The organism is Polyangium jinanense (assembly GCF_028435365.1).
The window spans coordinates 106,482-131,689 of sequence record NZ_JAGTJJ010000009.1; the positions used below are offsets into that span (position 1 = coordinate 106,482).

The 25,208-nt window shown below is 68.7% G+C and carries 25 protein-coding genes; 16 read left to right on the plus strand and 9 right to left on the minus strand.

Annotated features, from left to right (window positions below; genetic code table 11):
* The first annotated feature begins 146 nt into the window (after window positions 1–146).
* The 3 genes from KEG57_RS19475 (at window position 147) to KEG57_RS19485 (ending at window position 3,686) form a co-directional block, all read left to right on the plus strand.
* The gene (locus tag KEG57_RS19475; protein ID WP_272422557.1) at window positions 147–1,040 is read left to right on the plus strand and encodes a flagellar basal body-associated FliL family protein; all 894 of its coding nucleotides are present in this window, start codon (window positions 147–149) and stop codon (window positions 1,038–1,040) included.
* 21 nt (window positions 1,041–1,061) lie between these two features.
* Window positions 1,062–2,021, plus strand: a complete 960-nt coding sequence (locus KEG57_RS19480; RefSeq protein ID WP_272422558.1) for a PEGA domain-containing protein — start codon at window positions 1,062–1,064, stop codon at window positions 2,019–2,021.
* A gap of 81 nt (window positions 2,022–2,102) precedes the next feature.
* Entirely contained in the window at window positions 2,103–3,686 is a 1,584-nt protein-coding gene (locus KEG57_RS19485; protein WP_272458687.1) for a hypothetical protein, read from the plus strand.
* Between the two features lie 32 nt (window positions 3,687–3,718).
* Here KEG57_RS19485 and KEG57_RS19490 read toward each other — a convergent pair whose 3' ends face one another.
* Window positions 3,719–5,269 (minus strand): hypothetical protein, encoded by a 1,551-nt coding sequence (locus KEG57_RS19490; protein ID WP_272422560.1) that lies wholly within the window; start codon window positions 5,267–5,269, stop codon window positions 3,719–3,721.
* A gap of 16 nt (window positions 5,270–5,285) precedes the next feature.
* Window positions 5,286–6,290 (minus strand): tetratricopeptide repeat protein, encoded by a 1,005-nt coding sequence (locus tag KEG57_RS19495; protein ID WP_272458688.1) that lies wholly within the window; start codon window positions 6,288–6,290, stop codon window positions 5,286–5,288.
* Window positions 6,291–6,398: 108 nt separating this feature from the next.
* On the opposite strand from KEG57_RS19495, the gene KEG57_RS19500 reads away from it, so the two are divergent.
* Complete coding sequence (locus KEG57_RS19500) at window positions 6,399–7,088, plus strand: hypothetical protein (RefSeq protein WP_272422562.1); 690 nt, start codon at window positions 6,399–6,401, stop codon at window positions 7,086–7,088.
* 295 nt (window positions 7,089–7,383) lie between these two features.
* Here KEG57_RS19500 and KEG57_RS19505 read toward each other — a convergent pair whose 3' ends face one another.
* Window positions 7,384–8,751: a serine/threonine-protein kinase gene (locus KEG57_RS19505; protein WP_272422563.1), complete on the minus strand. Its 1,368-nt coding sequence runs from the start codon at window positions 8,749–8,751 to the stop codon at window positions 7,384–7,386.
* 219 nt (window positions 8,752–8,970) lie between these two features.
* On the opposite strand from KEG57_RS19505, the gene KEG57_RS19510 reads away from it, so the two are divergent.
* Genes KEG57_RS19510 through KEG57_RS19525 form a run of 4 tightly spaced genes read left to right on the plus strand, consistent with a single transcriptional unit; the run spans window position 8,971 to window position 11,782 of the window.
* Entirely contained in the window at window positions 8,971–9,474 is a 504-nt protein-coding gene (locus KEG57_RS19510; protein WP_272422564.1) for a hypothetical protein, read from the plus strand.
* Window positions 9,475–9,486: 12 nt separating this feature from the next.
* A complete protein-coding gene (locus KEG57_RS19515; protein WP_272422565.1) occupies window positions 9,487–9,789 on the plus strand; it encodes an antibiotic biosynthesis monooxygenase in 303 nt (100 codons plus the stop codon).
* A gap of 16 nt (window positions 9,790–9,805) precedes the next feature.
* The gene (locus KEG57_RS19520; protein ID WP_272422566.1) at window positions 9,806–10,990 is read left to right on the plus strand and encodes an iron-containing alcohol dehydrogenase; all 1,185 of its coding nucleotides are present in this window, start codon (window positions 9,806–9,808) and stop codon (window positions 10,988–10,990) included.
* A gap of 45 nt (window positions 10,991–11,035) precedes the next feature.
* Complete coding sequence (locus KEG57_RS19525; protein ID WP_272422567.1) at window positions 11,036–11,782, plus strand: hypothetical protein; 747 nt, start codon at window positions 11,036–11,038, stop codon at window positions 11,780–11,782.
* A 167-nt stretch (window positions 11,783–11,949) separates the two neighbouring features.
* On the opposite strand, the gene KEG57_RS19530 is transcribed toward KEG57_RS19525, so the two are convergent.
* Window positions 11,950–12,996 (minus strand): arginase family protein, encoded by a 1,047-nt coding sequence (locus tag KEG57_RS19530; protein ID WP_272422568.1) that lies wholly within the window; start codon window positions 12,994–12,996, stop codon window positions 11,950–11,952.
* An 11-nt stretch (window positions 12,997–13,007) separates the two neighbouring features.
* Complete coding sequence (locus tag KEG57_RS19535) at window positions 13,008–13,580, minus strand: hypothetical protein (protein ID WP_272422569.1); 573 nt, start codon at window positions 13,578–13,580, stop codon at window positions 13,008–13,010.
* A 49-nt stretch (window positions 13,581–13,629) separates the two neighbouring features.
* On the opposite strand from KEG57_RS19535, the gene KEG57_RS19540 reads away from it, so the two are divergent.
* Window positions 13,630–14,487, plus strand: coding sequence for an STAS domain-containing protein (locus KEG57_RS19540; RefSeq protein ID WP_272422570.1), 858 nt, complete (start codon window positions 13,630–13,632; stop codon window positions 14,485–14,487).
* Here KEG57_RS19540 and KEG57_RS19545 read toward each other — a convergent pair whose 3' ends face one another.
* Both KEG57_RS19545 and KEG57_RS19550 read right to left on the minus strand, forming a co-directional pair.
* Complete coding sequence (locus tag KEG57_RS19545; protein ID WP_272422571.1) at window positions 14,488–15,231, minus strand: SDR family NAD(P)-dependent oxidoreductase; 744 nt, start codon at window positions 15,229–15,231, stop codon at window positions 14,488–14,490.
* Window positions 15,228–16,949 (minus strand): radical SAM protein, encoded by a 1,722-nt coding sequence (locus tag KEG57_RS19550; RefSeq protein ID WP_272422572.1) that lies wholly within the window; start codon window positions 16,947–16,949, stop codon window positions 15,228–15,230. The genes KEG57_RS19545 and KEG57_RS19550 overlap by 4 nt, the downstream gene beginning before the upstream one ends.
* Window positions 16,950–17,026: 77 nt before the next feature.
* On the opposite strand from KEG57_RS19550, the gene fabZ reads away from it, so the two are divergent.
* The 7 genes from fabZ to KEG57_RS19585 are packed head-to-tail and all read left to right on the plus strand — an operon-like array spanning window position 17,027 to window position 23,629.
* Window positions 17,027–17,494 carry a 3-hydroxyacyl-ACP dehydratase FabZ gene (fabZ, locus tag KEG57_RS19555; protein WP_272422573.1) on the plus strand — a complete coding sequence of 156 codons (468 nt, stop codon included), beginning with the start codon at window positions 17,027–17,029 and terminating at the stop codon, window positions 17,492–17,494.
* A 14-nt stretch (window positions 17,495–17,508) separates the two neighbouring features.
* Window positions 17,509–18,696, plus strand: a complete 1,188-nt coding sequence (locus KEG57_RS19560) for a beta-ketoacyl-[acyl-carrier-protein] synthase family protein (protein ID WP_272422574.1) — start codon at window positions 17,509–17,511, stop codon at window positions 18,694–18,696.
* The gene (locus tag KEG57_RS19565) at window positions 18,687–19,751 is read left to right on the plus strand and encodes a beta-ketoacyl synthase N-terminal-like domain-containing protein (RefSeq protein ID WP_272422575.1); all 1,065 of its coding nucleotides are present in this window, start codon (window positions 18,687–18,689) and stop codon (window positions 19,749–19,751) included. Before KEG57_RS19560 ends, KEG57_RS19565 begins: the two co-directional genes overlap by 10 nt.
* Window positions 19,751–21,028, plus strand: coding sequence for a beta-ketoacyl-[acyl-carrier-protein] synthase family protein (locus tag KEG57_RS19570; protein ID WP_272422576.1), 1,278 nt, complete (start codon window positions 19,751–19,753; stop codon window positions 21,026–21,028). The genes KEG57_RS19565 and KEG57_RS19570 overlap by 1 nt, the downstream gene beginning before the upstream one ends.
* Window positions 21,025–22,215 carry a beta-ketoacyl synthase N-terminal-like domain-containing protein gene (locus KEG57_RS19575; RefSeq protein ID WP_272422577.1) on the plus strand — a complete coding sequence of 397 codons (1,191 nt, stop codon included), beginning with the start codon at window positions 21,025–21,027 and terminating at the stop codon, window positions 22,213–22,215. The genes KEG57_RS19570 and KEG57_RS19575 overlap by 4 nt, the downstream gene beginning before the upstream one ends.
* A complete protein-coding gene (locus KEG57_RS19580) occupies window positions 22,212–22,967 on the plus strand; it encodes an SDR family NAD(P)-dependent oxidoreductase (RefSeq protein ID WP_272422578.1) in 756 nt (251 codons plus the stop codon). The genes KEG57_RS19575 and KEG57_RS19580 overlap by 4 nt, the downstream gene beginning before the upstream one ends.
* A gap of 29 nt (window positions 22,968–22,996) precedes the next feature.
* Window positions 22,997–23,629 (plus strand): nitroreductase family protein, encoded by a 633-nt coding sequence (locus tag KEG57_RS19585; protein WP_272422663.1) that lies wholly within the window; start codon window positions 22,997–22,999, stop codon window positions 23,627–23,629.
* A 6-nt stretch (window positions 23,630–23,635) separates the two neighbouring features.
* Here KEG57_RS19585 and KEG57_RS19590 read toward each other — a convergent pair whose 3' ends face one another.
* Window positions 23,636–24,484, minus strand: a complete 849-nt coding sequence (locus tag KEG57_RS19590; RefSeq protein WP_272422579.1) for a response regulator — start codon at window positions 24,482–24,484, stop codon at window positions 23,636–23,638.
* A gap of 58 nt (window positions 24,485–24,542) precedes the next feature.
* The gene (locus KEG57_RS19595) at window positions 24,543–24,914 is read right to left on the minus strand and encodes a hypothetical protein (protein ID WP_272458689.1); all 372 of its coding nucleotides are present in this window, start codon (window positions 24,912–24,914) and stop codon (window positions 24,543–24,545) included.
* Window positions 24,915–25,208: the final 294 nt, after the last annotated feature.

Genomic DNA, 25,208 nt, shown 5'->3' on the forward strand with positions numbered 1-25,208 from the left:
GGGGTCGCTTGAGCTACCCCCGTCAAGGTGCGCGACGGCCAGACGAGCGACGTGAACGAACGATCGGAAGGTGGCGCTGACGCGGCGATCCGAGGCATCATGGTCCGGCGGAGCACTTGGATCGTGAAAGGCCCGGGAGGGAGCGCGTGAGCGCCGACAATCGCGAGGGAGCTCAGCCGCCGAGCGGAGCCCCGCAAGCAGACGCGGGCACGCCCGCAGCGCCGTCCGCGGCGCCGGCGGCCGAAGGCGAGAACGTGATCACCTCGCACGGCGAGCGCGAAGCACGCGCCTACGTCGCGCCGATCGAGGTGCCGAAGCGACGGCAGCGCCTGAAGACCATGGACATGGCCAAGGTGCGGATCGCGGCCGACATGAAGGTCGAGGTCATGGACTCGCGGCACATGCCCACGACGAAGATGGAGCTGCCCCCCGGCGGCCTCCGTCCACCGCCGCCGCCCCCGCAAGCCGAGATCGCGGACCCGAACTCGAGCCCGTGGACGGCAAGCGCCGGCATCGATCGCTCGATGCTCCCCTCCGCGTCACTCGGCCCCGCAGCGCCCGTGCCGGGCTCGCGCCCCGCGGCCCCGCAAGCGTCGCAAGACGAGGACGAAGGCGGGCGCAGCATCGGGATCTGGATCGGCGTGGTGGTCGTCGCGGCGCTGCTCGGCGGCGGCGCGGCGTATCTCTTGCGCGGCAGGGTGTCGAGCGGGAGCAACGAGGCGGGCGTCTCGTCGAGCGCGCCGATCGCCGTCACGGTGCCGACGACGCCCGGCAAGATCCCGATGCCTCCCGTGACCGCGGAGCCAGCGGCGCCCGAGCCCACGCCTGCCGAGCCCACACCTGCCGAGCCCGCGGCGACGGCGGAGCCTACGCCCGCGGAAGAGCCGGCGGCGGAGCCCACGACGACGGCGCCTGCGCAACCGGGGGTCAAGCCGGTCGCGACGACGCCACGCAAGACGACGACCACCACCACGAAGACCGCGCCGACCACGACGGCCGCGCCGACCACGACGGCTTCGGCACCGCGGCGACTTTTCTAGGGAGCTTCGGGAGGGATGAGCATGCGAACCAAGGCACTGCTTTCGACGATGAGCTTCGCGCTCCTGGTCGCGGGTGCATCGCCTGCCTACGCGGACGACGCGACGCGGGCGGCGGAGCTCTTCGAGAAGGGCAACAAGCTCTTCGACGAGCAGAAGTGGGCCGAGGCAGAGGCGTCGTACCAGGCCGCGTGGGATCTGCGAAAGAGCTTCGATCTCGCGGGAAATCTGGGCGATGTGGAGATGACGCTGGGCCAGCACCGCGACGCGGCGGAGCATCTTTCGTACGCGCTGGAGGAGTTCCCGGCGGGCGGGAAACCCGAGGTGCGCGAGGCGCTGCAGAAGCGGCTGGAAGAGGCGAAGAAGCACGTCGGCACGGTGACGATCGGCACGAACATCGGCGGCGCGAAGATCTACGTGGACGGCCGGTTCGTGGGTCAGGCGCCGCTGGCGAAGGCGGTCTTCGTGGATCCCGGCAAGCGGGTGATCGAGGCGAAGCTGCCCGGGCACGATGACGTGCTGAAGACGGTCGATGTGGAGAAGGCGCAGGCGCAGGAAGTGAGTCTGGTGCTGGCGCCGAAGATTGGGGGGACGCCGGGGGGGAAGAGTGTGGCGCTCATCGCGGTGGGCGCGGGGCTTGGGGTGATCGGGATTGGGACGGGGATTGGGCTGATCGTGGCAGGCCAGAGCGAGCTGACCGCTGCGCGCGCGCTTCGCGATTCGATCCCCGAGGCGGTCTGCAACACCGCGCATCCGCAGCACGGCACGTACACGGCCCAGTGCAGCGAGCTCAAGGACAAACTCGGCAAGACGGATACCCTTCACAACGTCGGCGTGGGTGTGGCCATCGCCGGCGGGGTGATCGCAGCGGGAACCGTGGCCTACGCGCTATGGCCCAAGAAGAAGTCCCCGACGACGGGGCTCGACGTGCTTCCGATCGTGGCACCCACGTTCGCAGGTTTGTCGGCGTCCGGGCGCTTCTGAGGAGACCGCCCGCGTCTCGTTCGTCGATCCCTTCGAGATCGACGCGTTCCCTTGGCTTCCAGCAAGTGAGGAGACATGCCGATGCGCACCCTACACAAGTCCCTTGCGTATCTCGGAGTTCTGGTATGTGCCGCGATGGGGCAGTTCGCGGCATGTGCTTCGTATTCCAGCGATTGCAGCGAGAATGGCATTTGCCTGCGAAACGGCGACGAATATCGCGGCGGTGGACAGGTCTCGCCCGAGTGCAAAGCGCTCCCGAGCGAAGACAGCTCGGTCATCAAGGACGAGTGCGGCATCTTCGTGAGCTCATCCGCTGCGGATGGCGGAGATGGGACCAAAGCCAAGCCATTCAAGTCGCTTCAAGCGGGGCTCGACGCGGCCAAGAGTGCAAAATTTCGGGTCTATGCTTGCGCGGAAACGTACGCAGAAGAAGCCAAGGCCGATAGCGTGTCCCTCTTCGGCGGATTCGACTGTGCGAATGGTTGGGCGTATGTGGTCGATTCGGCAAAACGTGCGATCATCGCGCCGAAGGATGGGGTTCCGCTGCGGGTGAGCGGCGGAGGAGACCTTCTGGTCCAAGACATCGTGGCGCGGGCACCGGATTACAGTGGGCTGCCCCCCGACGCCATGCAGCCTGCGAAGTCGTCCATTGCGGTATTCGCCAATGAAGCGACCGTGGATTTTTCGCGGTGCAACATGGAAGGCAACAATGCGCAGGGCGGAGCGGAAGGAGAAACTCCGCTCGATGACCCCGACACACTGAATGGGTCGTCTGGTAATCCCGGCAAAGGGATCTGCGAGGCCGGTGCGGACAACCCCGGCGGGGCAGCCATGACGAAGATGTGCCCGGACGGTTCGACCAGCGTTGGCGGCGAAGGTGGGGACGGCGGCACCGTTCAGACCTCGCCGTCCTTCATGGCGTTCGCGGGAGGCGATGGAGCGGATGGCGCTCCGGCGGGCTCGGCCGGGCAAAAAGGAGTTGGAGAGTTCGAATCGGGCGCCTGGAGTTGCGCGAACGATGGCAATGGGACGCCGGGACAATCCGGCGACAAGGGAGGGCCCGGCGCCGGCGCGACCGCGGGTAAGATTGATGCCACTGGTTATGTCCCGACATCAGGGATGGCGGGCGAGTACGGCAAGCCTGGCCAGGGAGGCGGCGGTGGTGGTGGAGCCAGGGGGGCTCAGGGCGTTTGCGGTGGGACCACGCGCGCTGGAGCGAGCGGGGGGAGCGGGGGCACCGGAGGCTGCGGTGGTCGAGGCGGCGGCGGTGGATTTGGAGGCGGCGCGAGCATTGCGCTGCTGAGCTACAACGCATCGGTCGTGCTCTCGGATTGTGTATTGAAGTCCGCGGCCGGTGGGAGTGGTGGTACTGGGGGGGATGGGCAGACCGGCGGTGGCGGTGGTACGGGTGCGTCTGGAGGCCTGAAGTCGGGTTCGTCCAACAGCGCGTGCGCCGGCGGGGCCGGCGGTGAGGGCGGCAATGGTGGCCCCGGCGGCGGTGGTGCTGGTGGGCCGTCGGTTGGCATCGCCCACGTTGGCAAAGCGCCCGAGAAGAGGGGCAGCACGATGATCACCCCGGGCACCCCCGGCAATGGAGGCCTCGGCGGCGGCATCATGAGCAACGCCGGGGCAAACGGTACGACGGGCGAGCTGGTGGCGTTCTGATAGGGGAGGCGCCTCGTCGCGCCTGCATCGGATCAAGGAAACCCGTGCAGGGGGGCTTGAACACCTCCCATAGCCCCTCCGCCCATTCCTCCCGGCCCCGCAGTGCCCGTCGTGATCGTGGCACCGGCTTCCGAGACATTCCCGCCCCTGTACGCGATCCCGAGCGAATGACCACCGCGGCCGCCGCCGCCGGTGCCGCCGTCTCCGCCATTGCCCCCGGGACCGCCGTTGCAGCCGTAGGGAGTTGCGCCTCCCATGGTTGCACCGCTCCCGCCGTTCCCGCCGTTCCCGCCGTTTCCGCCGGCCTGACCGAAACCGCCATCCCCACCGTAGCCCCCGGCGCCCGTCGTGATGCCGACCATCTGGAAGGAGAGCGTGGCGCCAATACTCACGATTCCGATGCTCGAACCACCGGCCATCCCTCCGAACCCGCCGTTTCCGCCGCAGCCGCCGGCCCCACCGCCCCCGCCGCTGGCGCCAAAGCAGCCCGACTTGCCTTTCGAACCACCGCCGCCACCGCCGCCCTGCCCAATCGTACCCTTTCCACCGGGCTGACCGCTCACGCCGATGTGCCCCTTGCTGGCATCGAGCGCTCCGTCGTTCATGCCTCCCGCTCCGTCGCTGCCAATCGTTCCATTGGCGCCAGGCTGACCGGTTTCGCAATCCCCCGCACCGGTGTCTCCAAGGCCGCCGACCCCCCGGTTGTTCGGATTGGGGTTGGGAGCGGGAATGCCATCCCCTCCCACGTCGCCCGAGGTCTCCTGGCCGTTGCCACCTTTGCCGCCGCTCGATTCGTTGCAAATCGGATTGGCCTTGGCGGCGCCCCCAGGGTTCCCGCCGGCCCCGCCCATGCAAGCGTTTTGGCCGCTGTTGCCACGGATGTTGAGATCATCGGGATCGGAGGGTCCAATGTCGTCCGTTGGCGTCACCCCCTGCGCGCCGTCATTGCCGTTCCCGGCGATGAGCTCGGTCCGCACGAAATTCACGGTCGCGCCGTCGACGATCAGGGCGATCGCCGAACCCCCTTTCAACGTCGCATTCGCCGCCTCGATACGAAGATCCTCGAGCCGAGTCGTCTGAGCCCCGACGACCCGCAGGGATGCTTGCACCTCATCCGGGGACGCAGGCTCCGGCGGGTTGATTCTCGCCTTCTTGGTCGTGTCATAATTCCACTCGGCGCCTTGGCAATCGAACCCGCCGAAGATGGAGACTCCGGCCGGCACGTCGACGCGCTCGGCATAGTCGCCGTCCGCGCACGCATAGATCCGAGCCGTCACCGTCCTGGCCTTGTCGACCGCCGCTTGCAGACTCTTGAACGGCTTGGCCTTCGTCCCATCGCCGCCATCCGCCGCCAACGCGCTCACGAAGACCCCGCATTCATCCTTGATGACCGATGGCTCTGCGCTCGGAAGCGCCCTGCACTCTTCCGGAACCTCTGCGCCGCCTTGGTACGGCTTGCCGTCCTCCGCGCAGGTGTTGTTACGGCTGCAATCATCCGCTGCGAGCGAGCAACCTGCCATCTGCCAGAAGCTCGCGGCAATGAGGATACCCAGGGAGGCAAGGGCCGCGTGACGTGTGCGCATGAGCATGTCTCCTCGTTCAGAACTGGCCCCTCGCCGCGATCCCCGTAAACGTGGTCGTCACCGTGGGCACGAAGGTGAGTCCAGTCGTGGTGCGCTTCTCCGCGGGCCACAACGCATAGAGCACCGTGCCCACGGCGAGGACGCCACCCACGACGAGGGCCCCCGTGCCAACGTTGAAAAACGTATCTTTCCGCTGCAACGTGCTGAGCAATGTCGCGCACGTCGCCTTGTTCGCAGCGTGCTCCGGGTGTGCGGGATCGCATGCCGCGTCCGGCATCGAGGCGTCGAGCGCGTCGGCTTCCTCGTCCGCACCATTCGCAGCAACGAGAAGCCCAATCCCCGTCCCGATCCCGGCGAGGGCAAGACCGCCGCCCACCGCAAGGAGCGCCCAACTCTTCCCCGCGCCCTCCTCCTTCGCCGACGCCACTCGCTCCACCTTCACCTCATCCCCCAGCGCCGGCACCTTCACCCTGGTCACCGCCCCCTCCCCTGCCACCACCTTCTCCGCCCACGCCTTTTTCCCCGGCGCCGTCACCTCGATCCTCTGTTCCCCCGGATCCACCGGCACCACCGATCCCCACACCTCCGCCTCCACCACCTTCCCGTTCCGCTTCACCACGAGCCCCGCGACCCTCGCCTCCGGCGCTACCTCCACCACCAGCTTCGCGAGCTTCGGCTCGAGCTCCCCGGCCCGTCGCACTGCTTCTTCCGTCCGCCGCTCGTCCTTTGCCGCCTGCGCCGCGGATGCCGCCTCCCGAAACGTCGCCCATGCGCTCGCCGTTTGCCCCGCCGTCTCGTAACAATCTCCCAGCGCGAGCAACCTCCCCGGCCGTGGATCCAGCTTCTGACTCGCGGCGAATTTCGGGCATGCCTCCGCGTGACGCCCCTCCTTCGCGAGCGCCCGCGCCTCCTGGAACAACGCATCTGCCGCCGCGCGATCCTCCGCCGGCCCGGCATGCGCTGGCCCGACACACAGGCTCACGGCGAAAACAACCCCGATCCACGACGACTTCGAGCCCATCACCGACCACTTTACCAAGGCCCGCGCCGCTCGTCAGCACACGCGCGAGGGATGAGGGATGCCGCTTGACGGCCGTAACCGCACGGAAATACCCTCCGACCCACCCGTATGGCAAACAATACCTATCAGACGTACATCGAAGAGACGCCGATCGACATCTATCGCCACGATTTCATTCGCCGCGGCGCCATGTGCGGCGCGCTCGCCAAGCGTTATCCGGGGCTCGCTGCCATTGGCGCCGAGGCCGACGCCGTCGTCGGGCAGCTCGATTCTCGCCTGTCGGATTTGCGAAAAGCCGAGGACGAGCAGATTCGCGCCCGCGCCATCGAGGACGCCGAGAAGCTCGATGTCATCGACGTCTACACGGAGCTTCGCCGCACGATGGCCGTCAAGAACCCCAAGGAGGTGCTCACCCTCCTGCCCGAGGCCCCCTCCGTGCTCCGCCGCGCGACCGCCGCGACCTTCGCCGAGCGAGCGGGCGCCGCCCTCTCGAATCTGAAGGCGCTCCCCGAGGCGGATCCCTTGCGCCTCGCCTTCGTCGGAAAACTCGAAATGGAGCTCGCCGAGTTCAACGACGCCGACAAGAAAGAAGACGCGACGCGCCTCGCCCTCCAGAGCGGAAAGGTGGCGCTCACGCTCTACAAGTCCGAGCTCTCGCAGACGCGGGAAGCCGAGCTCGGCGCGATCCAGAACATCCTCAAGGACCGAGAGAAGACGGTCCTGTTCACGATCCCGTGGCGCAAGACCCGCAAGTCCGAAGCCGCGACGGAGACGACCGAGGCAGACGCCACGCCCTGAACCCCGACGAAGGCGCAGGCGGCGCCACAAGCGTCGGAAAACGCACCTGCGATGGCGCGGAAGCGTCTGCAAACGGCTGCAAGACGTTCGCGCGATGGTGCGGAGACCTCTGCAGGCGCCTGAGGGCGGCTCCCGCTTCGATGCAGGACCCTTCGCAAACGGCTCCCGGCACGCGCCGCGACGGTGCGGAACAGGTTTCCGTCGTTTGCAGACGCTCCGGCGCCATCCCGCCCGGGCTCGCAAGCCGCTTGCGGACGTCTCCGCACCATCGCGGGCCGCCTGGCAAGCGGTTGCTTCACGGATTGTAGAGATCGTCGTTGCGCTTCGCGGGCCGTGGGGCCGCTTTGGCCGGCGTGAGCGGCTTCGGAGGTGGAGCGACTTTCACCGGGCTGACGTCACGCGCCGGCGAGACGAGCGGCGGGGCGGCAGGCTCGTCCGCCGCGTCCGCCCCCGCATCCACGGCCACCGCTTCGGCGACCATCGCCGGTTGTGCTTTCGCGACCGCTCCCGCCGCTGCGCTCGCTTCCGCTCGCGCTTCCGGCTCCGCGACCGCCGGGCGCTTCATGAGCACGAAGACCACGAGCAGCCCCGCCACCACGGCCGCGAGGACACCCGACGCGATCAACACGCCCACGGATACCGGCCTCTTGCGCCCGGAGCTCGCCACCACGGGCGCCGGAGATGCCGCGAGCGGCACGGTCGCCTCGGCCGCCGTCACAGCCGCCACCACGATCTCCGCCGACGACCCCCCTCGCGATCCCCGCGACGCCACCACCCGCCCGACCCGCTCCACGTACACCCGCGCATGCGCCGGCGCGTACGGCGCGAGCGCCGCTGCCAGCTCCCCGACATCGCGAAACCTCTCCTCCCGATTCCGCGCCAAGCACCGCAGGATCACCGCCTCGAACCCTGCCGGCGCGTCCGCTCGGTACTGCCGCAGCGGCGTCGGTTGCCCCGCGATCACCAGCGCACACACCGCCTGGATCGTCTCCGCATGGAACGGCGTCTTCCCGCAGACGAGCTGGTACAGAATGATCCCGAGCGCCCACACATCGCTCCGCGCGTCCACGCTCTTCGGCGTGTTCATCTGCTCCGGCGACATGTAGAGCGGCGAGCCGAGCATCTGCGACTCGTGCGTCAGCGCCACGTCGGATCCCATGAGCTTCGAGATCCCGAAGTCCAGCACCTTCACGCACGGAGCTCCGCTCACGTCTTGCGTCAGGAACAGGTTCGCCGGCTTCAGATCCCGGTGCACGATCCCCGCCGCGTGCGCCTCCCCGACGGCCTCGCACGCTTGCAGCACGAGCTCCACCGCCTCCTCGAACGGCAGTTGCCTCCGCGCCTTCAGCGTCGCGGCGAGGTCTTGCCCGTCGAGGTACTCCATCACGATGTACGGCGCGTCGTTCTCGTCGGCCCCCACATCGAGCACACGCGCCACGTGGTGGCTCTTCAAGAGCACCGCGGCGCGCGCCTCGCGCAAAAACCGCTCGCGTTGCTCCGGGCTCACGACGCGACCCGTGAGGAGTGACTTCACCGCGACGAGCTGCCCGAGATCCACGTGCCTCGCGGCCACGACGACGCCCATCGCGCCCGAGCCGAGCACGCGCTCCACGCGATACTTCCGCGCCAGGAGATCGCCGGGTTTGACGGGCATCTGGCTCATGAAGCGCCATCTCAGCCGACTCGTACGGCAAGTCAAGAACGTGGAGCCTCGCCTGTTCGCCCTCGCGAACGTCGGCGGTTGTCGCCTCGGTTTGTCTCCACCCAACACGGGACATCCCCGGCGCTCCGAACGTCACCCGCATGTTCCGTGTCCTCCCTCACGCACACGCCTGGCGGTTCCTCATGGACTTTGGTCCCGTGTTGTCCGAAAATCGCAGCCGTGAGCAATCCACAAAGACCTCCGGATCGTGGCCCTCGCCGGAGCGATCCGGGCGTCGATGATCCGCGCACGGGACCGGACAGCCAGCCGCCTACGTCCACATCGTTCTCGGGCGTGATCGCGCGCGGCTTCGACGCCGTGCCCATCTCCGTGCGGGGGGACAGGTCCACGCCGCCGAGCGTGCCGTCGAGTCGCCTCCCGCCTTCGTCGGGGACCGTGCCGACGAGTGGTCCTTCGAGCACCCCTGCGTCGGGCCAACCGAGCTCGGGCGTTCGTCGTACCAAGGGCGGCATCTACCAGGCCGTGCGCCTCCTCGATCAGAAGCACGGATCGTTCTTCATCTCGCGGCTCATCCTCGTGACCGGCGTCAACCTCCGCAGCTTCGATTCTTCGAGCGTGGACGATCCCGTCGTCGCCGAGAAGCTCATCAAAGCGCTCCGCCCCCTGCTCTCTCCGGCGGAGCTCGACGGCCTCATGCCGCTGCTTGTCGCGCCGCAACGCTGAAGGGAGCTCGTCATGTACGTTGTTTGCGTCAAGGTCTCCGTGCTCGCCGATCACGTCGACGCCTTCCTCGAGGCGACGCTCGACAACGCCCGCGGCACCCGCACCGAGCCGGGCAACGCCCGCTTCGACGTCCTCCGCGCCAACGACGATCCCACGCGGTTTTTCCTGTACGAGGTCTACCAGACCGAGGCCGATTTCAAGGCCCACCAGCAGACCGCGCATTACCTCCGCTGGAAAGAGCGCGTCGCGCCGATGATGGCCGCGCCACGCGCCTCCGAGAAATACGCCTCCGTATTCCCCGAGCCCTGGGCCTGACGAACCGCGTGATCCCGTGAAGTTCTCGTTCCGCACGGCGCCCGAGATCCAGTTTGGCGCGGGCACCCTCGGCGAAGCTCCGGCCGCCGTGGCCCGCTTCGGCAAGCGTTGCCTCCTCGTCTCCGGCAAAAGCTCGCTCGAACGCTCCGGCAAGCTCGCCGCGATCGAAGAGGGCCTCCGCGCGCGGGGCGTATCGATGGCGCGATTCTGCGTGGACGGCGAGCCCGACCTCGCGGTCGCGGACGAAGGCGCCCGCATCGCCCGCGAAGGTGGCCACGACGTCATCCTCGCGATCGGCGGCGGAAGCGTGATCGACGCCGCGAAAGCGGCGGCCGCGCTCGCGACGAACGAGGGTTCCGCAATCGATTACGTCGAAGCCGTGGGCGCGGGCCGCACGATCGAAAAGACGCCTTTGCCGCTCGTCGCCGTCCCCACGACCGCGGGCAGCGGCTCGGAGGTCACGAAAAACAGCGTCCTTCGTGTCCCCGAGCTCCGCGTCAAGCGCAGCATTCGCAGCGATCTCATGGTCCCGCGCGTCGCCCTCGTGGACCCTTCCCTCATTGCCACGGCGCCGAAGAGCGTCGCGGCTTCCTCCGGGCTCGACGCGCTCACGCACCTCGTCGAGGCCTATCTCTCGAAGGGCGCGCAGCCGATGACCGACGTCCTCGTCGTCCCCGGCATCACGCTCGCTTATCGCGCGCTCGTCGTGCTCGCCGAGGATCACGCCACGGACGAATCGCACGAGGCCATGGCGCTCGCGGCGCTCTGGGGCGGCATTGCGCTCGCCAATGCGGGCCTCGGCGCCGTGCATGGCCTCGTCGCGCCGCTCGGCGGCCTCTGCGGCGTCCCGCACGGCGCCGGCTGCGGTTGCCTCTTGCCCGCCACCTTCGCCACGAACGTCGCCGCCTTGCGCGCCCGCGCGCCCGGCCACCCGGCTCTCGCCCGCGCCCACGAGGTCGCCGACCTCCTCCTGCCCCCCGACGCCCCCGATCGCAGCCCCGAGCGCGCCGCCGACGCGTTTCAAGGTTTACGCGACAAACTCGGTGTCCCGTCGCTCCGATCGTACGGCGTCTCCGAGACCGACCTCGCCTCGATCATCGCCGGCTCGCGGGCGGGCAGCATGCGTTCGAATCCGATCGACCTCACGGACCCCGAGCTCGAAGCGATCCTCGCGCGCTCGCTCGGCCCGCCGCTCGCCTGATCATCGGGCTTCACGGCTGCCACGGGTCTTTGGTAGGGTTCGGCCATGCGATACTCGATGGCCCTGATCCTGTTCGTCCTCGCTGGTTGTGGCTCGAGCGCCCCGAAAGCCGAGGAGCCGAAGCCCGAGACCCAGGCGGAAGCTTCCACGGAGACGAAGACCGAGACAGCCGACGCGCCCAAGGCCGAGGAAGACAGCAAATCGATCCCCGAGGCCTGCGCGGGCGACGACAAGGCCGCGTGTGTCATGCCGAAGGGCTTCGTCAAGCGCCTCTGTAGCGGCGTCTACCCGGAGCTCGCGCTGTATCTCTTCCAGAAGAGCTCGCCCTGGCGCCGCGCCTACGTCTCCGCGAAGGAGGTCGCGCCGTTCAACGGGCTCGGCGGCCCGAGCGCGGAGGAGAAGCTCACGCTCGACGAAGAGCTGCTCGTGCTCAACCAGATGAAGGCGGACACGGGCGGCATGCAGGTGAGCGGCGCGTCGGGCAGCGTCGACGTGCTCCGCTGGGACGGCACCTGCGCGACCCTCTCGACCGAGGAGGTCCGCTTCCAGGCCCCGTCGAAGCCCAAGCACGCCATCATTCCGTGGCGCATCCTCGAGGACGCGACCCAGGAGGCGCTCAAGAAAAACGAGGCGCTCGCGAACGTGGCCACGGAGCGCAAGAAGGAATGCAAAGGCGCGACGATGGGCGCGGTCTCCGCGAAATGCGAGAAGGCCGATAAAGCGCTGAACGATCTCGTCGTCGAAGCCGTGCGCACCGGCACGACCGTGCCCAAGCCCGCGAAGGTCCCCTGAGAGGGTGCTGCCACAGCGTAGCGCCGGGGTTTCACCCCGGACCCGACCAGGGGCTCTTCGCCCCTGGACCCGAACCAGGGCACAGCCCTGGACCTCGGGTGCATCGACCGCGGTGCGGTCGATGCAACGATTCGCGCAGCAGCCTGTGGAATCCCCTTTGAATCGATTCAGCGCAGCTTCGCCTTGCCCTGGCTGGCGAGCGTGAATCCGATCAGCTTGTAGAGCAGCCGCGCCCCCACGTTCGCGTCCCACTCGTCGCCGTCCGGCCCCGGGGCGACCTCGTTCAGATCAAACCCCACGATCGTTCGTCCGGATCGCACCACCTCGCCGATCACGTACACCGCCTCGTGAAAATCGAGCCCGCCGGGCACGGGCGTGCCCGTGTGCGGGCAATACCGCGGATCGAGCCCGTCGACGTCGAACGACACCCACACCTCGCGCGGCAGCGCATCCACGATCTCCCGCGCGACTGCGGCAAACGTCTCACCCCCGAGCTTGCGCCGCGCGAGGTCGCGATCAAAAAACACCCGCGCGCGCTCGCCCTGCGAGGCGACGTAGTCCATTTCCTCCTCGCACACATCGCGAATCCCGACCTGGACGAGTTTTCCGACGCCCGCCGCGCGCGACAGCACGTTGTACATGATCGAGGCGTGCGAGAACGTAAAACCCTCGTAAGCGCGGCGCGTGTCCGAATGCGCGTCGAAATGGAGCACGCCGAGCCCTGGATGCCGCCGGGCGAGCACCTCGATCGCGCCGAGCGGCACCGCGTGATCGCCGCCCACGATTCCCACGATCTTTCCCTTCGCCACGAGCCGCTCCGTCTCGGCCGCGACGTGTGCATTCAGCTTCCCGCCGAGCTCGTTCACCCGCGCGAGCGCCGCGCGCAGCTCGTCCGTCTCGACGACGCCGCCTACCTCGATGATCTTCTGCGCGAGCGCCCGCCCCTCCTCGTTCCACCGGGCGATCTCTTCCGCCTCGTCCTGCATGAAAATGCCGGGCGCATAAGGTTTTTCCACGTCGAGGTCGTAGAGGTCCACCTGCCGGCTCGCCTCGAGGATCGCCGCGGGGCCGCCCGACGTGCCGCCGCCGTACGAGGTCGTCACTTCCCACGGGACGGGGACGAGCACGACGGCCGCGTCGTCCTCCGTGAAAGGCAATCCATAAATGCCGGAGTCGGCGGCCGCGGGCGCGTTGGGATCAAACGGAACGGTCATGACGGCAGCCTCTAGCACGATCGAGCGTTCGACGCAGGGGGCGCGCTCTCGTCCTCTTGCTGCCGCAGACGCTCCACGAGCGCCGCATTGAGGTCCTGCACGGTCCACTCCTTCGGTAGCCAGTTACTCGGGATCCAGTACACGTTGCCGTCACGAACCTGCACGATGATCGATTTCGGCGACTCCGGCGGTTGCAACCCCACGGAAACGATCTCGCGTATCGGCACCGAGATCACCTGCATCGACATCGGACGTCCCACGGGGAACGACAAGGACTTGGCGCCGAGGACGAGCTCGAAGGGGTCGAGCTTGGCGAAGCGAAGGATGCCGAGCAGGGCCATCACACTCATGCCCACGGAGAGCACGCCCAGCACCGCGTAAAACACGTCCGCCCCGTCGGGGTCGAAGTGGAAGAGGCCGTTCAAGATGAGGCCCCGATCGTTGACGCTCGAACGGTGGAAGAAAAACGCGGCGCAGGCGCCGAACAGGATCAAGCCGGGGACGAGCTGCCGGTAGGGCTTACGCAACGGAATCTGGATCTTTGGCTCACTCCGTTTCTTGCGCTTCGTCTTCTCGGGTTCCACCGCGCGTTTTCCTCTCTTTACACGCCCTCGACCACGCTACGATGGCGCCGTGGGCAACGGCGTTGCACTCGACCCTTCGCGCTTCGAGGCCGTCGAGCGGGAGCTCGCCGAAGCGCAAGCCACGATAACACGCCTCGAACGTGAGGCATGGCGCATTCGGCACATGCTCGAGGTCACCCAGGAGACGCTCACCGTCTTCGAGAACGGCGTCGTGATCGACACGAGCCCGCAGTTCGAGGTGATGTTCCGGGGCAAGCGCGAGGATGCGATTGGCAAGCACGCGTTCGAGTTCGTCGCGCCCGAGTCGCACGCGCTCGTCGCCGAGCACCAGCGCCGAGGCTCCGTCGAGCCCTACGAGGCCACGCTCCTGCGGATGGACGGCTCCACGTTCGTCGCGCGCATCCGCGCGCAGAACTTCGAACGCGATGGGCGCACGATCCGGATCGCGACGTTCGCCGACGCGACCGCGGAGAAGCTCGCCGCGGAGGTGGTCCGCACGGCCGCCGTGGTCGAGGAGACGATGCAATTGCAGACCGAGCTCCTCGTGCGCCTCTCGAATCCGCTCTTGCCCATCGCCGAGGGCACGCTCCTGCTCCCGCTCATCGGCGTCATCGACGAGGACCGCGCGAGCGGTGTGCTCGGCACGCTCACGCAGGGCATCGTGGCGCACGACGCGCGTTTCGTGATCCTCGATGTCACGGGCGTCGAGGCGCTAGACACGCAAGTCGCGAATCTTCTCGTCACGTGCGCGCGCGCGGCGGCGCTCCTCGGCGCGCGCGTCCTGCTCACGGGCATTCGCGCGGACGTGGCGCGAACGCTCGTCACGCTCGGCCATGATCTCGGGAGTCTCGTCACGTTCGCCACGCTCAAGCAAGGCGTGGCGCACGCGCTCGGCGCGCGGCGGTGATCAGACGGCGCCGTCCACCAGAATGGTCGCTCCATTCACGTACGACGAACGATCCGACACCAGAAACGCCGCCATCTCGGCGACCTCCTGGAACGTGCCGAGCCGCCCGAGCGCCGTGTGCCGCAGGTACTCGTCGAGCCGCCCTTTCGGCAAATTCACGCTGACCCCGCCCTCGAGCACCCCGGGCGCGAGGTTGTTCACCGTGATCCCATACCGCCCGATCTCCTTGGCGAGCGCCTCCGTAAAACCCTTGATGGCCGCTTTTGCCGTGCAGTAATGCACCGGCGCTTGCATCATCTTCACCCCGGCGAGCGAGCCGATGTTGAGGATACGCCCGCGCCGAAGTTTGACCATGCCCCGAAGGACGGCCTGCGTGGCGAGGAACGTGCCTTTCACGTTCGTATCCATCACGCGGTCCCAGTCCTCTTCGTCCATCAACGCGAGCGGAACCACGTCGGACACGCCCGCGTTGTTCACGAGCACGTCGACGGTCCCCACCGCGGCCTCCATTTCCTTCACGGCCGCGGCGAGGCCCTGTTTGTCGAGCACGCTCGTTCGAAAGGAAAAACCGCGCACCCCGTGGGCCTCGATCTCGGCGAGCGTCTCCTTCGCCTCGACCTCCGATTTCGTCCAGTTGAACCCGACGTGCGCCCCTTCGCGGGCGAGCGTCACGGCGATCGCCCGCCCGAGGCCCTTGGATCCGCCCGTCACCAGGGCGATGTGCCCTTCGCAAAGCTTCGTCATGTACTCACGATCGAGAGACGCGTCGTCCCGTTTTCCTTCACCCAGGGCTTCTTGCCCCAGGACGGCGTCACGGTCCCCGGCCCTTTCGCCGCGCCGCGGTGGAACATGTTGAAGCCACACGCCGGCATGATCCGCCCGTCCGTCTGCGGATAATGGTGGCAGCATTTGCGCAGGCGCTCGAGATCGAAATCGTGCCTGTCCATGTAATGGTGCAAGAAGATCGATTTCGCCTGCTGCTCGCCGATGAGCAGGCTCTCCTTCTGCGTCATCGGCCGATCCGGGAACATCACCTTCAGCGTGCGCTTGAGCGCCGCGAGGATCTCCGGCCCCCGCTCGATCTCGTCTTGCCGCGCATAGACGTCGTACAGCACGTCCTGGAGCGTCTGCTCCATCTCCGGCGTCGCGGGGAGCGTCGCGCTCGAACGGAGGAGCGAGCCGTGTTTCGTGAAATCGACGAACCGCGAGAACGGCAAAAACGTCCCGTCGTCTAGGCGGAGCAGATAGGTGAGCGACACGCATTGCGGGTGCGAGCACGGCAGCGGGAAAAAATCCTCCACCTTGAGCTTGCCGCCCGTCTGCTCGTCGACGCGCCGCACGACGCCCGGAATCGTGAGCCGATCCATCGGATCGTGCCCGAAGAGGCCGCCGCCGTGGCCCGTGTAGGCGGCGGGCTGGAAGTTCAGCGAAAGGAAATGGGTTTCCGAGAGGAAGAGCTCGACGACTCTTCCGATCTGATCGTCGTTCACCCCGCGCGTGGCCACGAAGATGATCTGCGTCGGGATCTGGAGCTCGCGCAGCGCCGCGAGCGCGGCATCCTTCTCCTTCACGAGGTCGCGGCCGCGGATCTTTTCGTGTGTATCGGCGGTGAAGCCGTCGAGCTGCAGACCCACGTACGCGCCGCTCTCCTTGAGCGCCTTCGCGAAGGCCCGGTCCTTGCCGAGGCGGATGCCGTTCGTGATCACCACGACGCGTCCGATCTCGGGGCGGCTCGCGATGCGCACGAGGTCGAGGATTTGCGGGTGGCTCGTGGGTTCGCCGCCGGAGAGCGCCACCGACTCGCACTGCCCCTCGTTCACCACGAGGGTGTCGATCATGCGGGTAAATGTGTCGAGATCGATGTGGTTCGAGTACTGGTTGTCGACGATGCAGATCGGGCACTCGAGGTTGCAGTGATCGGTGACCTCGATGATCGGCAGGCAGGTGTGCTGCTCGTGATCATTGCAGGTCCCACAATCCGTGGGGCAGCCGTGCTCGACCTTCGTGGCGAACTTCAAGGGCTCGGTGCCGGCGCGCGCGTACGCATAAGCGCGCACGTAATATTTCGCGTCCTCTGAAACGAGCGCCTCCGAAGGCCCACACGCCGCGCAGTTTTTCTTGAAATACACGCGGCCTTCGCGGATCACGACCTTCGCAGGCAAGAGCGTCAAGCAGCCCGGGCAGGTGGACGTCGTCTCCTTGAACTCGATCTCCCCTTCGACCCCCTCGGGGACCTCGCCACGCGCGAGAAAACGGTCGACATAATCTTTTGCAGTGCCGGGAAGAATTTCTTCCGAAGGTCCACACGTGGGGCAAAGCAGGAGCCGCATGGGGCTATCGCCGCGCAGCACGACGCGGCCCTCGTGCGTTTCGCGGCACGTCGGACATGCCGCACGCTCGTGGTGGAAAAACGTATGCGGACGGTCCTGTCGTGTCGGCGTGATACAGCTAACGCAATCCATGGCGCTCCCCTCGTGAGCACGCATTCTCCACTCTGGGCACCTTTGCCGTCAATTCGAACTGCTATCCTCGGCCGCACGTGCGTTACCTGCTCCTCGATCGGATCACGCAGCTCGAACCGCCGCGCCTCGCGACGGGTGTCAAGTGTGTGTCGCTCTCGGACGACACCTTCGCGGACCACTTTCCGGGCCACCCCGTGATGCCCGGTGCGCTCGTGATCGAGGCGCTCGCGCAGCTCGGCGGCGTGCTGCTCGAAGCGAGCCGGCGCGCCGAGGGACACGAGGACGTGCACGCGCTGCTCACGATGGTCGATCGCGCGCGCTTCCGGCGCATCGTGAGGCCCGGGGACAAACTCGAGCTCGAAGCGGAGACGATCCTCGCGCGTGAAGAAGGCGGGCAGGTGAAAGGCACGGCGCGGGTCGACGGTGAGGTCGTGGCGACGGCCGAGCTCGGCTTCGCGTTCGCGCGCGTGACGAACCCCAAGGTGCTCGCGCGTCGGCGCGAGGTGCTCGACATATGGCTGACCGGAGCGGCGGAGGAGCCTTGAGAAGGCGCGTTTTCGTGCGCGGTCGAGGCGCGATCACCCCGCTCGGCGATTCCTGGCCCGCGTCGAGGGACGCGCTCGCCGAGGGCCGATCCGCGGTCGGCCCCGTCAAACATTTTGACGTCGAAGGATATCCCTCGCAGGTCGCGGCGGGTGTTTCCTTCCCGCTCGAAGAAGCCGAAGATCGCCGCCTCGCGCTCGCGCGGCGCGCCGCAGACGAGGCGTGGGCCGAGGCAAAGGAGAACGCCGCGCCCTCGCGAATCGGCGTGTTCGTTGGCGCCGAGAGCGGCCGGGCCACGTACGAAACGATCTTCGCGCTCTCCCGCGCGGCGGGCGGCGGCGCGTGCTTCGATCACGCGCGCTTCGGCGAAGATGCGCGGGGCCTCGCGACGTCCGTCCACGCGGCCGCGGTCTCGCCGGCCGCGGTCGCGTCGGCGCTCGCGGCGCGGATCGGCGCTGAGGGGCCCGTGGAAACGATCTCCCTCGCCTGTGCCTCCGGCGCGGCTGCGATCGTCTCGGCCACGCGGGCGATCCGGCTCGGGCTTTGCGACGTCGCGCTCGCGGGCGGCGTGGGCGCGGACGTCGATCCGTTCATGCTCGTAGGATTCGGGTTGCTCGGCGCGCTGAGCGCGCGTGGCGTCTCGTGCCCGTTCGACGTGCGGCGCGACGGTTTCGTCGTGGGCGAAGGCGCGGCGTTCGTGGTGCTCTCGGCGTCTCCTGGCGACGAGCCACGCGCCGAGATCCGAGGGGCGATGCGCACGCTCGACGCGCATCACCTCACGGCGCCCGATCCGACGGGCGATGGGGCCGAGCGGGCCATGCGCGGCGCGATCGAGGACGCGGGCCACGTGAAGATCGGCTACGTGCAGGCGCACGGCACGAGCACGCAGCTCAACGACGCCGTCGAAGCCGCGGCGATCCGGCGGGTCCTCGGCGACGCGCTCCCGGACGTGCACGTCGGCTCGGTCAAAGGCGCGGTCGGGCACTGGATCGCGGGCGCCGGTGCGATCGGTTTTCTGTGCGCGCTCGAAGCCGTCGAGGAGGGCCTCTGTCTGCCGACAGCGGGCCTCACCGAGCCCGATCCCGCCTGCGTGTTGCCGCACGTCGTTGGCGCGGCTTTGCGAAAACCTGTGGAAGCGGCTCTCGTCAACGCCTTCGCGTTCGGCGGCGCGAACGCGAGCCTCGTGGTGAGCCGATGCGCCTAGACGGAAAAGGCCTTCCCATCGTCGCCCTTTCGACCCTGACGACGGCGGGCCTCGCGGGCCGCGGCCTCGGCCGTCGCGTGCTCGAGAAGAACCTCCCTCTGCCGTGCGAGATCGCCACGCCCGTGCCGTCGCGGCCCGAGGACGTCCGGCAAAAAAAGCTCATGTCGCGCGCCGCGTGGTTCTCCGCGCTCGTCATGCGCGACGCGCTCGCCGAGGCGCGGTGGGACGAAGGGCGCGCCGAGATCGGCGCGTTCTTCGGCGTCGGCGCCTCGGGCGCGGAGATGGACGAGGTCGCCCGGCTCGTCGCGGCGAGCATGGAGGACGGGCGGTTCTCGCTCGCGCGCTGCGGCCGCGAAGGCCTCGAGGTGTGCAATCCCCTGTTCGCGTTCCAGATCATGAACAACTTCACGCTCTGCCACGGGGCGATCCTCGAGGGCCTCGCCGGCCCGAACGCCGCGTTTTTCTCGCGCGGCACGGGCACGGTGACGGCGCTCGAAGAGGCGTGCGCCGCGATCGCGTCGGGTGCGTGTGAGCGCGCGCTCGTCGGCGGCGCGGACACGGCCCTGCACCCGGTCACGACGGCCGAGCTCGAACGCGAAGGCTTCTTGCGGCAAGGGCTCACACCGGCCGAAGGCGCGGCCGCGCTCGCGCTCGCAGCCACGGCCGAGGCGCCGCTCGGCTACGTGGAGGCCGTGCGGGTGTTCACGGTCGATCGCCCCCGCGGCGCGCTCGTACCCCGCACGGGCGTGTTGCGCGACGCGGCCGTGCCTGCCGCGTTCGACGCGCTCGAGGATCAGCCTTGCGACGTCGTCGTGCTCGCGCCCTGGGGCGCGCCCGCGCGCGAGGCGCTCATGGATCTGCCGGAGGTGCTCGAAACGGAGGTCTCGGTCGACACCTCGCTCTCCCTCGGCGAATCCCTGGCCGCGACGCCGGCGCTCGCCTGGGCGCTCGCGCTCGATCTGCTCGTGCACTTCGACAAACCTCGTGCGCTCGTCCTCTCGGCGGGCCCGGACGGGGATCTCGGGGCGGTCGTGCTCGCGAAAGGGGGCGCGTGATGGGCGCGCGTCGCGCGGTGATCACGGGCGTCGGCGCGGTCAGCGCGTTCGGCGTCGGGTACGAGGCGCTCGCGAACGGCCTCGCCGCGGGCCGCAGCGCGGTTGGTCCGATTCGCAGCTTCGACGCGCGCACGTTCCCCACGCGCGTGGCGGGCGAGGTGCCGATCGAGAAGACGGACGCGGTCTTCCTGGAAAAACACCGCGGCGTCCTGCTGCACGTCGGCGAGGCCGGGACGTGGGAAGACGCGGGCCTCCTCCGCGACCGCAAGGTATGCTTCGGCGTCGTCGCGGCGGCCGAGGCGTGGCGCCATGCGCGATGCGGGACGGCCGAGCGCAAGGGCACGCTCTCCATCGGCCTCGGGCTCGAACAGGCGTTCCTGGAGGACCTCGCGGAGCAGCTCCACGAGGGCGAGCTCCGCGTCGGCGCTGGTGATCTCGCGGGCGGCGAGGGCGTTCGGTTCCGCTCGCGTGTCGACCTCACGGCCGAGAAGATCCGCGCTGTCGTGGGCCTCTCGGGCCGCGTCGCCGTGCACGCCTCGGCTTGCGCGGCGGGCGGCATGGCCGTCGCGCACGCGGCCTCGCTCATCGAGCGGGGCGCGGTCGACGTCGTCCTCTGCGGCGCGGCGGACTCGATGGTCAACCCGCTCGGCATCGGCGGCATGTCGCGTCTCGGCGCCCCCTCGCCGCGCGCCGAGGCCTCGGCGTGCAGGCCGTTCGATCGCCGGCGCGACGGGCTCGTCGTCGGCGAAGGCGCGGCGATGTTCGTCGTCGAGGAGGAATCCCGAGCGCGCGCGCGCGGCGCGGAGCCGCTCGCGGCCATTGCCGGCTACGCGACCACGCAGGACGCCTACCGCGCGACGGCGCCCCGCCCCGACGGATCCCGCGCGCTCGCGACCATGGAGCGCGCCGTTCGTCATGCCAACCTCACTGCTGCGGACATCGGGTACGTCAATGCCCACGGCACCGGGACGCCGCTCAACGATGCGGCCGAGGCCAAGGCGATCCGCGCGCTTTTCGGCGACGTGCCCACGTCGAGCATCAAGGGCGCCGTCGGCCACCTGATGGCCGCCGCGGGCGCGATCGAGCTCGCCGCGTGCCTGCTCGCGTTCACGCGGGATCTGCTCCCCGGGACGGCGCATTTCGAGGAGCCGGATCCGGAGTGCCCGATCAACGTGATCGGCCCGAGGCCCCTCGGCAAACGTGTCGACTACGTGCTCTCGAACTCGTTCGGGTTTGGCGGGCAAAACGTGAGCGTGGTCCTCGGGAGACCCCGGTGAACCACGCGGGCCGCATGGCCGTCACGGGGTTTGCCCTGCGCACCCCACTCGGTGACGACGCCGCGGCCGTGCTCCGGAGGCTCCTCGCCGGCGAGCGCGCGGCGGCCCCGAACGCCCATTTCGACGCGAGCACCTACGCCTGCCGCCTCGCCGCCACGATCCCCGGGGCTCCCCGGCCGACGAAGCACCGCAAATTCGTCAAACGGATGGGGCTCTTCGGCATGGAGGTCGGGGCCGAGGCCCTCGCCCGCTCGGGCGCACCCGCGAAAGGCGCGCGGCTCGGGCTTTTTTGCGGTTATGGAGGCCTGCGCGCGCACTGGGACGATCTGATGCCCGTGCTCGAACGGCAGGCGGGCGACGCGCGTGCGACGGGCGCATGGGCGCAGGGTTTTTCCTTGTTGCACCCGTTCTGGATGTTGTTTCACCTGTCGAACAACGCGCACGCGCTCCTGTCGATCGACGTCGACAGCAAGGGCGACGGCACGACCACAGCGGGCTCGAATGCGGGGGCGCAGGCGCTCCGCTCGGCCATCGTCGCCCTCGCCATGGGGAGCGTCGATGCGGCGCTCGTCTTCGCGTACGACTCGCTCGTCGAGCCAGAGACGATTCTGTCGCTCGGCGTGTCGGGCGCCGCGACGAAGGCGGCCACGCCCGCGGCGGTCGTGGCCCCGTACGACGAGCGCGCGGCGGGGATCGTGCCGGGCGAGGCGGCCGCGGCCGTCGTGCTGGAGCGGCCCGAGGATGCAGGAGAGCGAGCGATTTCGTTCGTCTCGGCCGCGGCAACGGCCGATGGCGCCGTGGACTTTCCCACCCCGCGCGCGATCGCCTCCCTCGCGGCCGCTCTCTCCGCGGGTGACACGATCGTCGACGGCGCCGCGCTCGCCTCGCCCGTGCGCGACGCGGCTGAACGCGCGGCCCTCGCCGACGTGCTCGGCCCCTCGGCCACGCTCCTCGCGTTGACCGCTTCCACGGGCCAGCTCGGCGGCGCGACGGCGGTCGTGCAGGCGATCCTGCTCGCCGAGGCGCTCCGCGCGGGCACGCTGCCGCCCATCGCGGGCCTCGATCGTCCCGCCGAAGGCCCACTCCGCCCGCTCGTGCGCGCCGAGGAGACACGCTCTCGCTCGGCATTGGCCCTCTCGGCGGGCATGCCGGGGCTCGCGGGCGCCCTGCGCGTGGAGGTTCCATGAGCGACACCAAGGAGCGATCCCGCGTCGCGCTCGTCACGGGCGCCTCGCGCGGCATCGGACGCGCCATTGCGGAGGCGCTCGGTCGGCGCGGATATGCCGTCGCCGTCGATTATCGAAACGACGAGGACGCGGCGCAAAAGACCGTGGCCGCCGTGGAGGCGCTCGGCGCGCGGGCCGTCGCTCTCCGCGCCGACGTCTCGCGCCCCGCGGAGGTCGCCTCCCTCTTCGAGCAGGCCGAAAACACGCTCGGGCCGCTCGACGCGCTCGTCTGCAATGCCGGCGTCACGCGCGACGGCCTCCTCGGGGCGAGCACCGACGACGATTATAATCACGTCTTCGAGACGAACGCCGCGGGCGTGGTGCATTGCTGCCGCGAGGCCGCGCGGCGCTTCATTTCGCGGCGGCGCGGCGCGATCGTCAACGTCTCCAGCGTGGCCGCGCAGCGCCCGGGCCGCGGGCAATCGCTTTATGCCGCCTCGAAGGGCGCCGTCGAGTCGTTCACCCGCGCGCTCGCGGTCGAGCTTGCGCCGCGCGGCGTGCGTGTGAACGCCGTCGCGCCGGGCCTCGTCGAGACCGACATGACGGCCGAGCTCCGGGCCATCGCGCCGGAGGAACTCGCGAAACGCATCCTGCTCAAGCGCGTCGGCCGCCCCGAGGAAATCGCGGCGGTCGTCGCTTTCCTCGTCTCGGACGAGGCGAGCTACGTGACAGGACAGATATGGAACGTGGACGGCGGATTCAAGCTGGAATGAGCGGCCCGGGCGGGATCGGGGGCCCGGGAATGCTGGCGTGGCTCGAAACGCGGCGATCGCGCCGAGAATTCGAGGACACGCCCGTGCCGAAGGAGGTACTCGCCCGGCTCGTGCAAGCCGCGATCACCGCGCCCTCCAACACGAACCGGCAGCCGTGGCGGTTCACGGTCGTCACGGCCCCGGACAAACGCAAGCAAATCGCCGCCGCCGTGCGGGCACGGGCCGAGGAGATCAAGGCGATCATCCACCGTGGCCACCATGCCGAGGATTTTGCCAACTACGGCGATTTTTTCCACGAGCCGCTGGAGAGCGCCGCGGCCATCGTGGTGCCACAATGGCGCGATTACCCCGACCTCATCGCCGACCTCATCACCTCGGGCGGCGGGGATCCTTCGCAGTACCATACGGCTCGCAGCATGCAGGCCGAGCTCTGCTCGACGAGCGCGGCCGTGATGGCGATGCTCCTCCAGGCGCACGCCGAGGGCCTCGGCGCCTGCTGGATGGCGGGCCCGATGATCGCGAAGCCCGAAATCGAGGGGCTGCTCGGCATCCGGGAGCCGTTCCGGATGGTCGGCGCCGTGGCGCTCGGATACCCCGTGGGCGACGCGCCGCCGCCCGGGCGAAAGCCGATCGATCGCGTCGTGCAATGGGTGGAGGACTGACGAGCCCTATCCCTCGACGCGGCGGCTTTTCGCGTCGACGACCGTCAATGCGACCCGCTCGACGCGGCCCTCCACGCACACCGGATGGAAGCTCGCGAGCGCGCGGCGGTGCGCTTGCCAGGCCACTTCCACGTCGAAAAGCGGCTCGCCCGTAGCGAAGACCTTCCGAACGTGCTCGGCGAGGGCCATCGTGTCCGGTCCCTCGGGGAGAATCTCGGCCAGCGGGAGGCCGAGGTGGGCCTCGGCGGGCGCGCAGTTCATCGCCCGGGCGAGCGCGGCATTGATGCGCTCGCAGCGCAGGTCCGCATCCACGATGGCGAGCCCGATCGGCGACCGCCCGACCACCGCTTCGAGCACCGCGGCCGTCCTCGCGGCCTCGGCCAGGGCGCGCTTTTCGCGGGCGACGAGCTCGGCCCGCTCCCGCTCGAATTGCATGGCCTCGCGCAGGCGCGTGACCTCGCCGCGGCGCCAGAGGTCGGCCAGCGTCGACACTTTTGCCCGCAGGATGTCGGGGCTGAACGGCTTGGGGATGTAATCGACCGCGCCGTGCGCATACCCTTTGGCGTGATAGGTGTCGTCGCGATGGATCGCCGAGATGAAGATGATCGGCACTTCCTTCGTGCGCTCGCGCCTTCGGATCAGCCCTGCGACCTCGAACCCGTCCATGTCCGGCATCTGCACGTCGAGCACGATGGCCGCGAACTCCTCGCGCAAGAGATGCGTCAGCGCCTCTTTGCCCGAGCTCGCCCGCACGAGGTGCATCCCGAGGGGCTCCAGCACGGCCTCCAGAGCGAGCAGGTTCGAGGGATGGTCATCGACGAGCAGGATGCTGGGGACGAGGGAGTGCGGTGTCATGGGGGCTAGGTTCCTTGCTCATGAACAACCCTTCGGCGCATGCGTTCGAGGCGGCTCATTACAAAGCATTGTTGTTCGCCCCCCTGTTTTCGAGGGCGGCCAGCTCGAGGAGCACGAGCACAATCTTGTCGTCGGCGCCCGCGACGCACGGAACGAACCCGAGGGGCCTGTCCAGGGTACGGAGCACCCGCGCGACCCGGGCAGGCAGGTCGTCCCCACGCGCGGCGGCCATATCGACGAGCACCTGGGTGGCGCGCTCCGTCGACTCGACGGCGCATTCGATGCTCTCCGCGTCCGGTCCGCCGTCTTTGCACAAGACCAGCACCACGGGATCGGGGACACGCGTATTGCGAAAGGCATGCGCGAGCGGACCCGTGAGCGACGCCTCGAGGACGCGCATGAGCCCGCTCGTGAGAGACCCGTCGCCCACGGGAAGCACCTTCATTCCGAGTCCGACGATAAACCACGGACACACGCCTGATCCATGCGGACCATGCCCCAGTCACGTGTCGGGATCTTCCCGCCGTCATTCAGACATTGGAGGATCCACGTCGCATAGCCACCCTTTGTCACGGACGAAACCTCCAGAACACTAGATTGGCATACTAGTCCTCGCGACATTCGAGCCATCATCCAACATTTTTTCGAATCGGTTACCATTCGAATTCCCAAACGTTTTACACTCTGCGCCGCGACGACGTACCACCCCGTGTGCCGACCCTGA